The following is a 12819-nucleotide window of genomic DNA, read 5'->3' on the forward strand; positions in this document are numbered from 1 at the left end:
GCAGTCTAGCGGGGCCGAAGCTGCTCCACATCCCCGGCGAGGACACGCTCCAGCGAGCCCTCCGCCGTCCGCACCAGGAGTGCACCCGACGCGTCGATGTCTTCAGCCACACCGCGCAATTCCGACCGGTCGGTACGCACCAGCACCTCCTGGCGGAGCGTGGAGGACAGCTCCTTCCAACGCTGGCGCACCGGGTCGAAGCCCACCTCGTGGTGCAGGTCCAACCACTCCTCCAGGCGGCCCCAGAGGGAGGCGGTGAAGAGGGCGCGGTTGACGCGCCGGCCCAGTGCCTGGGCGAGCGAGGTGGCGGTGGTGGCCACCTCGGGCGGGAAGTCCTCTGGGCCCGCGTTGAGGTTCACCCCGATGCCGAGCACCACGAAGTGCACCCGCTCCGGCTCCGCGGACAGCTCGGTGAGGATGCCCGCCACCTTGCGGCCACCGATCTGCACGTCGTTGGGCCACTTGATGAGGGCCTCGGCATCGGTCTCGCGCAGCGCCTCGGCCAGGGCCACGGCTGCCACCAGGGTGAGCTCGGGGGCGCGCTGGGGTGGCAGCTCAGGCCGGAGGATGGCGGAGAAGTACAGGTTCAGTCCCTTGGGCGACACCCAGACGCGGCCCCGGCGGCCCTTGCCCGCCGTCTGCTGCTCGGTGACGACCACCTCGCCGTGCTCCGCCCCGTCCGCGGCCAGCCGGAAGGCGGCCTCGTTGGTGGAGGGCAGCGACTCGTGGAAGTGGATGCTCTGCCCGAGGTGGTGGGTGGACAACAGCGGCGACAGCTCCAGCGGCGTGAGCCGATCCGGCACGTCCACCAGGCGATAGCCCCGCGCGGGCACGGCATCGATGCGGTAGCCCTTGCCGCGCAGCGCCTGCACGTGCTTCCACACGGCGGTGCGCGACAGCCCGAGCTTGGCGGAGAGCGCCTCTCCCGAGGTGTACTCGTCCCGCCCGTCCGCGAGGAAGCCGAGGATGAGCTCCTCCTGCGTCTGCTCGGCGTTCTCCACGACTCCCATACGAAGGCCCTCCCGGAAAAAGGGCCACCAGGGTAGGGACGGGCGGCCCGGCTTTCAACAGGCCCTCCTGTCGGAGGGCCTTCGGCTGGACGCTCGCCTACCCTCCTACCCGCCTTACAGCAACACCCCGGGGCCCTCTTCGATGCGGATGAGCTGGGTGGGAGCACGTGTGCTGCTCAGCGAGTCGATCCACCGCACCGCGGCGAGCACATCCGCCTCGCGCGTGTCGTGGGTGAAGACGACGATGGTGGCGTGGGTGTCCTGGGGGCGCGGAGGGCGCTGGAGCACCGAGTTGATGCTCACCCCCTTCTCACCCAGCACGCTGGCGATGCGCCCCAGCACGCCGGGCTCGTCGCTGACGGAGAAGCGCAGGTACATGGGCCCGCGACGCTCGCCGGAGGGCAGCAGGGGCGCCTCCTGCACGTGCGGCGCGCACGGCAGCGGCAGGCGCCCGGAGACGCCGGCCATGAGGTTGCGGCAGGTGTCGATGATGTCCGACACCACCGCGCTGCCCGTGGGCATGTCCCCGGCGCCGCGGCCCGAGTAGAGCGAGGCCCCCAGCGCCGCGGACTGGAGCAGCACCGCGTTGAAGGCACTGCGCACATCCGCCAGGGGGCTGGCGGCGGGGATGAAGGCCGGGTGCACGCGCACGTCCATGCCCTCGGGAGCGCGGCGCGCCCGGGCGAGCAGCTTGAGGACATAGCCCGCCTCGCGCCCGTAGGAGATGTCCACGGGGGTGAGGCTGGTGATGCCCTCCACGAGGATGGAGTCGGGGGACACGCGCGCGGAGAAGGCCAGCGAGGCCAGCAGGCACAGCTTCTGCGCCGCGTCCATGCCGCTCACGTCGAACGTGGGGTCCGCCTCCGCGTAGCCGAGCTCCTGCGCGCGCTTGAGCGCGTCGGCGTACGCGGCACCTTCGTCCGCCATGGCCGAGAGGATGAAGTTGGTGGTGCCGTTGACGATGCCGGTGAGCGACTCCACCCGGTCCGACGCGAGCGCCTCGCGCAGCGTGCGGATGATGGGGATGCCGCCGCAGACGGCGCCCTCGAAGTGCACGTCCACCCCGCGCGCCAGCGCCTGCGAGAAGAGCGCCTCGCCGTGCGAGGACAGCAGCGCCTTGTTCGCCGTCACCACGTGGCGGCCCGAGGCGATGGCCTGCTCGAGGTACTCGCGCGAGGGGCTCAGCCCGCCCATCAGCTCCACCACCACCGACACCTCGGGATCATTCAGGACGGTCTTGATGTCCTGGGTGATGAGCGAGGCGGGCACGTCCTCGGGCCGCGACTTGCCCGGGTTGCGCACCAGCACGTGGCGCACGCGGACGCGCGCTCCCAGACGCCGCTCGATGTCCTTCGCGTGGTTGGCGAGGATCCGGTACGTCCCCAGTCCCACGTTGCCCAGCCCCAGCAGGGCGATGCCGATCTCCTTCATGTCCCTCTCCCCTGTTTTCAGTTCCCCGAGTCCCGCAGCTTATAGGATGCCAGCTCCAACCACGTCTGCGGCAGGCGCTCACCGTTGGCCTTCTCGGCGGACACCTCCACGCGCACCAGCCCCACGCCCTCCGCGAAGGTGAACGCGTTCACCAGGGTGGTGTTCGCATCCACCCGGTTGCGCGCCTCCACCCGCACGCAGTGGTTGAACGAGCCGGCCGGCGCCTCGCAGGGCACTCCCGCCTGGAGGATGCGGTAGCGCTCGGTGGAGGACACGGACACCACGTTGGTCCACTGGGTGCCCTCGGCGAGCGGCCCGCGCAGCAGGTAGCGCTTGTGATCGCGCACGCCGAAGCCGTCCACGGCGAGCTGCCCACCCTGGCTGTCGTGGAAGTACCCATCCTCTTCCTTGAGCACCTCCACGTCCACGGTCCGGTCCGCCCGGCCGTTGATGCGGTACGTCCAGCGGTTGCCCACCGCCAGCGGGTAGTACGCGGACAGAGACTCGGAGGGACGCGACTCCTCGGACTCGGCCACCTGCTGCCGGCTCGCGCACGCACCCGCACCCAGCAGCGCGGCCCCGAGCCCCAACCGTACGACGACAGACGAGAGCTTCATGTGTCAGTGTTCCGCGCGGTCCGTGCCGCGCGCCTCCGGAGTGGCGAGCTTGTGTGCTGCGTAGAGCGTGTCCAGCGCCTGCTGCGCGGCGGCCTGGACGTCCGGCTGGTCGTGACCCTGGGCCACGGTGAAGAGGTACGCCTCCGCCTCCGCGCCACCAATCTCCCCGATGGCGAAGACCACCTCCTGCACGAAGCCGATCTCCCGATCCTTCACCAGCTCGATGAGCGCGGGAACGGCCGCGCGCGCCTTCATCTCCACCAACGCCCCGATGGCCTGGCGCACCGTCTGCGCATCCTCCTCCTGCAACTGGCGGATGAGCAGCGGCGCCGCCGCGGGGTTGCGCCGGTCCGCGAGCACGCGCAGGGCGAACTCGCGCACCCGCTCGTCCTGGGACTGCAGGTCATTCAGGAGCGCCGCGTCGTCCCGGTCCGCCGCCACCATCTGCAGCGAGGCGGCCTCGCTCACCTGGGCCAGGGCCCGCCGGAGCGCCTCGCGCAGGGCGTTGCGCCGGGCCTCCGGCGCCTTGCCCTCCACCCGCACCTCGCCGATGCCCACCACCTGGTAGCGCTGGACGGACTCCGGCCCGCGCCGCTCCAACGACAGCGAAGCCCCCACCTCGGCGAAGGTGTACGTGCCGCCGTCCTTGAGCGACTCGCGCGTGAAGGGCAGCTCGAGCGAGAACGACCATGCCCCCTTCACGCGCTTGCCCTTCCCATCCTCCTCGAGGAGCTCGAAGCGGCGGCTGTCACGCAGCGTGCCGGTGAAGAGCTCCTGGATGTCCGACGCGCTCCAGGCGAGCAGGCCGTTGTCCACCACCGTCGCGCCCTTGAGCGTGACGTGCTCCACCGGAAGGCGTGGCTCCCGGGAACGACAGGCGCCGAGCGACAGGGCCACCAGGACGATGAGCAGGCCGGGCTTCATACCGGCCTACCCTAACCCACTCCCCACGCACGCGCTCCCCTCACTCGAAGGGAGCGCGTGAACGTCAGGTCGTTCCGCCCTCTGGCGAGCCGCTCCCCGAGGGAGGAGGCTCGTTGGAGGCCGCCGGCTCCGAGGGCGCGCGGGCCCCCTCGGCGACGGACTCCGCCTTCTCGGCGGCTGCCCGGGCGTACTCCTCCGCGGCGGTGCGCTGGGCCTCGGCCGGAGCGGCGCTCTCGACGCTCGGGAAGGGCGTCTGCCACTCGGCGGCGGTCCTCATCCCCTCACCCGGGGTCGACGTGGCCTCGGACACGTCGGACACGGAGGGCTCGGCTCCGGCGGCGGTGGCGGCGGCCTCCGGAGAGGCCTCGGCGACGGCTCCGGCGATGAGGGCCCCTTCGGCGGAGGTCACCCCCACGGCGGCGGCGGCTCCCTCGGCGGCGACGACGGCCTCACCCGTCGTTCCCGGGGTCGTCCCCGGCTCGCCCGGTGCCCCCGGCGTTCCCGTCCCCGGAGCGGCCTCGGCGCCCTCGGGCCCACGGCCACCCCGGCCGCGACGGCCCCGGCGGCGGCGGCGGCGGCGCTTGCGCTCACCCGCGGCCGCGCTCTCGCCCGCGGCCCCCCCCTCGGCGGGCTGGCCACCGACGAAGGCGTTCGCCGCCTCCAGATCCTCGTCCTCGCCCTCCTCGTCCTCACCCTCCTCGCCCTGCTCCTCCTCGGAGAGGCCCGTGGGGGCCGCGGCCTCGGTGGGCGCGACGGCGGGCGCCGCGGGCTTCTCCGCGCCCTCGGCACGGGCCTGCTCACGAGCCAGCCGCTCGCGGCGGCGCTCCTCGCGGCGCTCCTCCCGCTCGCGCTGACGCTCCTCGCGGCGCTGCTCGCGACGCTTCTGGCCCTCCTCGTCGGCCTCGGCGGGCGCGGCGGCGGCACGGGGCTCCGTCTCCTCGCCTCCCTCGTCCTCCTCGCGGGCCTGCTTCTCGCGCTGGCGCTCCTCGCGGCGCTTCTGGGCCTCGTCGGCCTCCAGCTTCGCCACCTCGAAGAAGCGCTCGTCCAGGTCGTACAGCTCCACCGTGGTGACGGTCACCGCGGCCTTGGCCTCGAGGAACTTCTCGCCGAGCGCGTCACCGCACCACAGCATCACCAGCGAGCCGCTCGCCTGGGCCTCGGTGCGGGCGTCGCCGCGCACATCCCCGGCGCACGCCAGCAGGCCCACCTGGGCCGAGTAGTGGCCGAGGTCCTTGCGCAGTTCCTGCACGGCCTTGCGATCCAACGAGGGCGTGCCCTTGAGCATGCGGATGGCGAAGCGCAGGTCCACGCTGCCCTCGCGCTTGCGGGCGGTGAGCAGCGGTCCCTCCTTGGAGCGCTTGGCCACCTTCAGCTCGCGGAAGCCCAGCGCGTGCATCATCTTCACGACGGACTTCTCGAAGGTGCCCACGTCCAGCTCGCCCAGGCGCTTGCGCACCGCGCGAGCCACGGCCTTGCGCGCGTCCTTGAGCGCCGTGCGTGCCGTCGTCAGCAGCGCGGCATCGGCCTGGGCCTCGGGGGTGGCGGCGGCGGCCGCACCGGTCCTCGGCAGCACCGGGCGCCCGTCCTCGAGCGGAATCCCCAGCGCGGCGGCGAAGGCGGCCTGCAGCTCCAGCGGCGGCGCCTCGCTCGGCGCACCGGCGCGCTCCAGCGTCACCTCGCCCTGGGTGAGGGCGAACTGGGGCCGGCGGCCCGCGTCGATGCGGCGCTGGTTGTCCTCCAGCAGCGCGGTGAGCAGCAGCTCCACCGTGGTGTCCTCGGCGGCCAGCTCCTTGGTCTTGATCTGCTCCAGGAGCTGCTCGGGGCGCAGCGCCTGCTCGCCCTCGCTGAGGATCTCGAACACCACCTCCGGCATGGGCGGGAAGCGGCGGCGGCGACCACCCCGACCCTCCTCCTCGTCCTCCCGGCGGCGCTGCTTGCGCTCACTGCCCCGGCCCGCCACCCGGACGTTGTCCGTGCGCGGCTCCGGGTGACGCTCGGTCGGCCGCAAGGGCGGCAGACTGTCCTCTGGATGCGCCTCCATCACCCCCGTCTGGGCCAACGCCTCGGCATCCTCCGGCAACGCCCAGTCGGCGAGCGCGAAGGTATCCTTGGCGGTGACCACCACCTTGCGATCGCGCGTCCGGCGGGCCATCGCCGCGAGCCGCGACAGCATCGTCAGCTCGGGCGTCTTACCCACGTGGGACAGCAGATTCTGGGCGATCGACTTCTCGGTGATCTCGAGGAAGGTGAGGGGACGTCCTTCGCTCTCCAGAACACGGAGGGCGGCCTCATAAAAAGTCATCGGCGATTCCCCAATAAAATCCAACGGTTACAAAAATGTAGGTCCGTATAGGCGGCGGATGCTAGCCATCGCTATTCTGGCTTGTCAACGAATGGGGAAGGGATGATCCGCTTTCGCATCGGACATCGGTGGAAGCGCGAACCCGCGGACCCGCCGCACGATTCCGTCGCGCTCGAACTTGACGGGGTGAATCTGCTGCCGGGCGCGGTGGAAGAACCACTCGCGGAGACGGTCCCGGAGCTGGTGGAGGCCGTGGCCGCGCTGCACGCGGGAGGCCGGAGGCTCGCGCAGGTGTCGCTGACGGAGGCGCACCTGGAGCTGGTGCTGCGGCGTTCAGGAGCGGACATCGAGCTACAGGTGGCGAGCCTGTCGCGGCCGGCCCGGCTGCTGCGGGCGCCACTGCGGGTGGACGCGGAGGAGCTGGCCGAGGCGGCCCGGGAGTGCGGCCAGGACTTCCTGAAGGAGATCCGCCGGGTGGCCCCCCGGAGGCTGTCCAAGACGCACGAGCAGGGGCTCGAGCGGGCGCTGGAGCAGTTGGAGGGGGCATTCCACCCCCCCGAGGAGCTGAAGCCCCAGCCCTTCACCCGGCGGGTGGCGCCCCCTACCCTGCCCGGCTTCGGCTTCGCGCTGGATGACCCGGATGACGTGCTGCGGCGCTCGGCGAGGGAGAAGGGGCCGGCGCTGGCCTCGCTGCTGTGCTCGGGAGAGGTGTGGCTGACGCTGCCGGAGCGCCCCGTGGCGTGGCGGGCGCTGGGGCCGCCCTTCCTCACGGCGTTGGAGCTGGCGCGGCAGGCGGCGGACCTGGCCCGGGCGGTGGAGCTGGGCGAGCCGCGCTTCGCCTTCGAGCCCGCGGGCCTCCGGCCGGAGCTGACGTTGGACCTGAAGGCGGGACAGGCCCGGATGGGCGGAGCCACCTTCGCGCTGTCGGGTGAGGCGCTGGCGGCGGCCATGTACCACCTGGGGCAGGCCCTGACGGTGGCCCTGTCCGAGCGGGAGCGGGCCCTGTCGAGCAACCCGTACGTGGTGGAGCTGACGGATCGCTGCCGGGAGGGACTGTCGCACCTGCGGGGGGCGGTGCAGCCTCCGGAGGAGAGCGGTGCCGCGATGGCGCGGACGGTGACGTCTCCGGGGACCATGCGCCCGCTGAAGGTACCGGGGCGCCTGCGCCGCCTGCGCTTCGAGAACCTGTGGGAGCAGCGCAAGCTGGCGGACGCGGACCAGGGGCGGCTGATGCTGGGGCGCCAGGGGCTGGTGTACTCGTCGCCGCGGATGGCGTGTGCCTTCGATCGCAAGGGAGGCAAGCAGCTGTGGCGGCGGGCGGCGACCCATGGCGTGGCGGCCTCGATGGACGGCTACAGCCTGGGGGCGAGCGCCGTGCGCATCTGCGGCTTCCAGGGAAAGGGAATCGGAGCGCGCTGGCTGCACGACCACGACGGCATGCGCATCGGCCCGGTGCTGCTGCGGCAGGACGGGCTGCTGCTCACGCTGTCCGATGACCGGGTGGCGCTGGCCTACAACGAGATGACGGGCCGGGAGATGTGGCGTCTGGCGCCTCCGCGCACGCGGCGCAGCCACCTGGGAATCCAGGCCCACCGCGCGCTGCTGGCGACGGACTCGGGCTACCTGTACGGGCTGGACCTGGCGGATGGACAGGTACGCTTCCGGGTGAGCGCGTCCCTGCCCTTCCTGGGCCCGCCGGTGCCCTGGGGCCGGCGCTTCGTGGCCATGCTGGGCCAGGGCTCGCACTTCGCCCTGCTGCTGGCGGACGCGCACACCGGCGAGGCGGCCTGGACGTACGAGATGTCGCTCTCCCTGCCCTCGGCGCCGCTGCCGAGCGGGAAGCGGCTGTACGTGGCCGGAGAGCTCGAGGGCGAGGGCGTGCTGCTGTGCCTCGACGCGACGGGGCAGACGCGGTGGCAGCGGGCGCTGCACATGGGACCGGGGCCGTTCGCGCTGGCGCGGCTGCCGGGCGGAGTGCTGGTGACGTCGGCGCTGGGCGCGGCGGCGCGGCTGACCGAGGAGGGCGATGTGGACTGGCGCCTGGGCGCGGCGGGCGAGCAGCTCTCCCGGGCCCTGCCACCCGTGCTCTCACGCGGCGTCGTGCTGGTGGCCGGCGAGCGCGTGCGCGCGGTGGATCCGGACAGCGGCAACGTGCTCGCGGAGGTGCGGGCCGGAGCGGGCCTGATGGCGCTGCAGGCCGACGCCCAGCTCAACCTCTACTTCCTGGACGAGCTCGGGACGCTCTCCGCGTACAAGCTCGTGTCGCATTTCGCGGTGGTGGAGAACTGATCCCGGTACGTGGAATGGAAGACCTCGGGCAGAACCCTCGAAGCCGCTGTCAGAAGTACCCGGGGCTGCTGCTCGTCATGGCCCTGATGTGCACCAGTTGCGTGTCTCTGACGCCCCCCTTCGGCCAGGGGGTGAAGAACTTGCGCTACTCGCCTCGCGAGGCTGCCGCGCCCGCCTCGGCGAGAGGGCCGAGCGTTGAGCCTCCGCGCGCCCTCGCCTCTCCTCCTGAACCCGAAGCACCGTCAAGGGCTGCGGAGGGTGCTGGCAGCGTTACGGTGGCCTCACGGCAGAGCGCCCTCGCGGCCCACCTGGCGTTTCTCGGTGCCGTTGGCGACGTGTCGGACTCCACACGCCGCATTTCCGGCGAACTCTCCAGACTCAAGGCCAGCAATCTGGGCATCGCCGGCAAAGCCGCGGGCATCTTCGTCCGCTACGTCGACCATGGCGAACGTCAGCTGCGATGGATTGACGCCGAGCTCGCCGCCGCCACCCGGCTGGCCAACGCCGCTTCAAAGGTGGATGACCCGGATATGCGGCTCGCGCTCCTACGCCTCGCCGGCCCACGGCTCGAGGCCGCCATGCTCGGCTCCATCCTGCTCGGCGGATGGCTCGACTACCTCAACCTCGTCGACGTCGTGCTCAAGCAGGGCTTCAACCGCGTGGAGAAGCTGTTCGCGGACCTGGACCGCTTGCAGAAGATGCTCGAGCCCACCATGACGGCACTCTCCTCCCTGGACCCAGGGCTGGTGGAAGCTGCGGCGGCAAACCTCCCGATGCTGATGGGCCAGCTCTCCGGCGAGTTCAATTCGACCTGTGAGACCGTGCGCATGGCGATGAAGCGCGGCGAACAGGTGATGCTGTTGGCGCAGCTCGTCGAGATGGTCACCCTGGTGTCGACGCTGAAGATGACGCTGCCACGGCTGCCACCGACTGCTCCCGCCACGCTCGGAGTGAGCCTCATGGTGGGCTCCAATGGCGTGATGATGGGCACGCGGGTTGTCGTCTCCGCCGAGTGGGTGGAGATGATGCGCCGGTTGGTACAGGCGGGCGTCATCTCCCTTCCCGTCGTCGGCGCCGCTGTGCGGATTCAGGCTGGCCAGGTGATGATGGCGCAGTCGCACGACGAGCTGCCCCAGGGCGTGCGCGAGGCGCTCGGCGACGGGCCCGAGGTACGGGGCATGCATGTGACGGGCAGAGCGGGGGCTGGCATGGCCGAGTCGCCGCGGCACCACGTCCTGCCACGAGAGTTCCGCGAGTGGTTCGAGAAGCGCGGCTTCACCGGCGAAATGAGCATCGACCAGTTCTGCGTCAGAGTGGAGCAGGCAGAACATGAGGCGCTCCATGGCGGTGGAGACTGGCGCCGGGGTCGCCAATGGCCTGGTGAATGGAACCAGATGATCATGAAGGCGCTACGCGAGGCCGAGAGCGATGCTGGCCGGATGTTGACGAGGAACGAAATCCTCAATGTCGTCGCTTATCGGATGAAGCTCTATAAGCTCCCGATGAACTTCACCCTCTGGAGAGGACCATGAGCGGCGGACATGCTTGGCGAGGCAACTGGAAGGCCCGCCTGCATGAGCGGGCCCGCGAGCTGGGTTTTGATTCGCTCACCGCCTTCGCGAACGCCCGCCCCGCCGTCCCATTGTTGGCGTTAGCAGATGAGCTTGGCGAGGACGACGTCGCCGGGGTGCAGGTGGTGAGCGAGTTGCTCGCCGAGGCGGAACAGAGCCATCAGGTCACACGATTCTTGCGCGATGTGCTCGCGCGCGAGCTTTCCGAGTCCATCCCTGATGGCTGGCCAGCCGTGCTGGATGATGCCAACCGATTCAAAGTCGCCATGGCGCTCGGCTCGTGGGCTGCGTTCACCCCAGAAACCCACGAGGAGCGTGTCAGAAGGGCCAGGACAGCACTCCTCACCACGCCACCGCCGCCCGGCTGGCGCCCGCTCGGCCCCGACGACGAGTTGCTCCGAACGCTCTTGCCCGACGAGGAAGTCTGATCCGTCAAGTGGTGTTGGCCCGCGCGGGGCCCAGTCCCCGCCCCTCGAGGGCACTCGGGGCCACCGAGAGCTGCTCCATGCTGTACCGCGGCAGCGCGCGGAACAGCAGCCAGTCCCCGCTCTCAAGCGGACCCTTCACCAGCTGCCCGGTGTCGCGCAGCTGTCGGCCGATAGGACCGGTGTCGCCGAGCTCGAGCTGGAAGCACACCTGCTCCAGCCGTCCGTCGTCCAGCTTCGCCCGGCCTTCCACGCACACGCTGTCCTCGCGGAGGAAGACCCGTGAGGCCCCCTCCACCCGACCGTAGGAGTTGTCCGCGAGGATGAGCTCGAAGTCCTCCTCGCGGAGCACCGAGGGGCAGTCGCCGCTCGGGGTGTGACCCACCACCAGCCGATGGATGCCCGAGCGCGTCAGCGTCTCGATGAGGGCCCGTGAAGGCAGGCCGGGATGATTGACCTCGTCGGCCATGCGCCCGTACACCACGCTGGCGGTGTTGATCCGCTTGCCCGGAGTGGGTGCCTGGTAGGCGATGACCGGCTCCCAGGCCGGAGTGCCACCCGGCTCGAAGCGCCCCTCCGCGAAGGCCCGCAGCTGCTCCCGGTACCAGCCGTTGAGGGCCTCCCCCCAGGCGTCCACGCCCTCCACCCGGCCTCGCGCGGGCACCATGCCCAGGCTGTCCTCGTGCACCCCGCCGTGGACGAAGAGCGTATTGCCGATGCGGTGCACCAGCTGGCAGGCGGTGAGGTAGTCGCGCAGCAGCCCCCCGGGACCGAGATCCTCGAGGAAGCTGTCCACCACGTCCTCCTCGCTCACCGGCCCACCGGAGCGCTCCAGCTCTTCCTGGCGGAACTCGAAGGCCCCCCGCGCCCCCATGCTGTTCTCGAAGATCCACCGCAGGAGCACGGGCCGTGGCGCCTCGCGCATCTCCGCGGGGGTACGCGCCAGGGGATGACCCCTCAGCTCGCGCACCAGGCGCAGCTTGTTGATGTCACGGTTGCCCGCCAGCAGCACCACCTGCGATGGCTGCCGGCGCCAGGCCTCCAGGAGCGTCCGCACCACCCGGCGCCCATCCGGACCCCGGTCGATGGCGTCTCCCCCGAAGACGAACGTCGAGCCCGGCCGCACCTCCAACCGCTCCCCTTCCAGGGAGACGTGGGGGTTGTCCTGGCAGAAGCTGGTCAGCTTCTCCCAGATGCCCTCCACGTCCGTGAGGTACGCGACCGGATGGTCGGACCTGCTCGTTCCCCGTGGGCTCTTCGTCGTCATGGGCCAAGGGTAACGGCAGGTCCGGCGTCCCGGGGACTACTTCTTCTCGGCCTTCGAGGGGTCGATCTCCTCCTCGGAACGCTCGGTGACCTCGGCGCCCTCCCACTTCTCGCCCGCGCCCAGCCGCCACTCGGAGGGCACGTCCAGCTTCCACACGTAGGTGGCCGCCGCGTCCCCGCCCGACGTCGAGCGCGAGCTCACGTTGAAGGTGATCTCCATCTTCTTCACCTCACTGGGGATGAGGTCGATGTCGTAGTGGCCCAGCACCATCTGCGGGGGGAACTCGGCGATGAAGCGCTCGGGGAAGTCGACCTTCATGGACGGGTCATCCGCGTTCATCTCGCCAAACAGCTTCCCCCGCTCGTCCGTGAGCTTCCACTGGGTCTTGAAGGAGGCGCTGGTCACCATCTTCTTCATCTTGCCGTCCTGGCGCTCCTCGCGCTGGGCGCCCCAGAGCGCCAGCTGCAGGCGCACCTGCGGCTTGCCGAGCACCCTCACCACGTCCGAGGACACCACGTCCAGGCGCATGCCCTTGTCCGTGGCCGTCCACTGCGGCTTGTAGTTGCCCTCGCGCATCTGGTCGAACACCTTGCGCGTGTACTCGTAGAAGGCCTTCTTGTCCTGGGCCCGCTCGTCCTTGTCGCCGCGCTTCTCCAGCTCGGCCAGGTACGCGTCGAACTCCTTGCTCAGCTTGTAGCGGTTCTGGTGCGCGGAGATCTGCTCGAAGTACGTCTTGAAGAAGGGGGAGATCTCCTGCCGGTAGGACGCCTCATCGGGGTTGGTGCGGATCCAGCCCACGCGCTCCAGATAGTCCTTCTGGATGCGGGTGAAGTCCGCCTCGCGCTGGGCCTCGGTCGCACGAGCACTGGCGCTGCGGTACGTCACCACGGCGGCGATCAGCACGCCGGCGATGAGCACGATGAGTCCGAAATAACGCTTCACGCGGAGCTACTCCTCTCTCGGGAATGACGGCCGTAGTGATA

10 protein-coding genes are annotated in these 12819 nt (G+C 70.8%); 3 read left to right on the top strand and 7 right to left on the bottom strand.

Going from position 1 to position 12819, the window contains the following annotated elements:
• Positions 1-5: 5 nt before the first annotated feature.
• From JRI60_RS29790 to JRI60_RS29810, 5 genes are all read right to left on the bottom strand, one after another.
• The gene (locus JRI60_RS29790) at positions 6-1010 is read right to left on the bottom strand and encodes a biotin--[acetyl-CoA-carboxylase] ligase (protein ID WP_204219267.1); all 1005 of its coding nucleotides are present in this window, start codon (positions 1008-1010) and stop codon (positions 6-8) included.
• A 114-nt stretch (positions 1011-1124) separates the two neighbouring features.
• The gene (locus JRI60_RS29795; RefSeq protein WP_204219268.1) at positions 1125-2441 is read right to left on the bottom strand and encodes a homoserine dehydrogenase; all 1317 of its coding nucleotides are present in this window, start codon (positions 2439-2441) and stop codon (positions 1125-1127) included.
• 17 nt (positions 2442-2458) lie between these two features.
• On the bottom strand, positions 2459-3058 hold the full coding sequence (locus JRI60_RS29800) for a hypothetical protein (RefSeq protein WP_204219269.1): 600 nt from the start codon (positions 3056-3058) through the stop codon (positions 2459-2461).
• Between the two features lie 3 nt (positions 3059-3061).
• Positions 3062-3982, bottom strand: a complete 921-nt coding sequence (locus JRI60_RS29805) for a HEAT repeat domain-containing protein (RefSeq protein WP_204219270.1) — start codon at positions 3980-3982, stop codon at positions 3062-3064.
• Positions 3983-4046: 64 nt separating this feature from the next.
• Positions 4047-6284 (bottom strand): HTH domain-containing protein, encoded by a 2238-nt coding sequence (locus tag JRI60_RS29810; protein ID WP_204219271.1) that lies wholly within the window; start codon positions 6282-6284, stop codon positions 4047-4049.
• 102 nt (positions 6285-6386) lie between these two features.
• On the opposite strand from JRI60_RS29810, the gene JRI60_RS29815 reads away from it, so the two are divergent.
• The 3 genes from JRI60_RS29815 to JRI60_RS29825 all read left to right on the top strand — a co-directional run bounded on the left by JRI60_RS29815 (position 6387) and on the right by JRI60_RS29825 (position 10572).
• Positions 6387-8573 (top strand): PQQ-binding-like beta-propeller repeat protein, encoded by a 2187-nt coding sequence (locus JRI60_RS29815; protein ID WP_204219272.1) that lies wholly within the window; start codon positions 6387-6389, stop codon positions 8571-8573.
• Between the two features lie 275 nt (positions 8574-8848).
• Positions 8849-10105, top strand: a complete 1257-nt coding sequence (locus tag JRI60_RS29820) for a DUF2380 domain-containing protein (RefSeq protein WP_343213345.1) — start codon at positions 8849-8851, stop codon at positions 10103-10105.
• Positions 10102-10572, top strand: coding sequence for an NUDIX hydrolase (locus JRI60_RS29825; RefSeq protein WP_204219274.1), 471 nt, complete (start codon positions 10102-10104; stop codon positions 10570-10572). The genes JRI60_RS29820 and JRI60_RS29825 overlap by 4 nt, the downstream gene beginning before the upstream one ends.
• Positions 10573-10576: 4 nt before the next feature.
• On the opposite strand, the gene JRI60_RS29830 is transcribed toward JRI60_RS29825, so the two are convergent.
• Both JRI60_RS29830 and JRI60_RS29835 read right to left on the bottom strand, forming a co-directional pair.
• The gene (locus JRI60_RS29830; RefSeq protein ID WP_204219275.1) at positions 10577-11836 is read right to left on the bottom strand and encodes a metallophosphoesterase; all 1260 of its coding nucleotides are present in this window, start codon (positions 11834-11836) and stop codon (positions 10577-10579) included.
• Between the two features lie 36 nt (positions 11837-11872).
• On the bottom strand, positions 11873-12778 hold the full coding sequence (locus JRI60_RS29835; protein ID WP_204219276.1) for a hypothetical protein: 906 nt from the start codon (positions 12776-12778) through the stop codon (positions 11873-11875).
• Positions 12779-12819 lie beyond the last annotated feature (41 nt).

The sequence above is a fragment of the Archangium violaceum genome (assembly GCF_016887565.1).
GTDB classification, from domain to species: domain Bacteria; phylum Myxococcota; class Myxococcia; order Myxococcales; family Myxococcaceae; genus Archangium; species Archangium violaceum_B.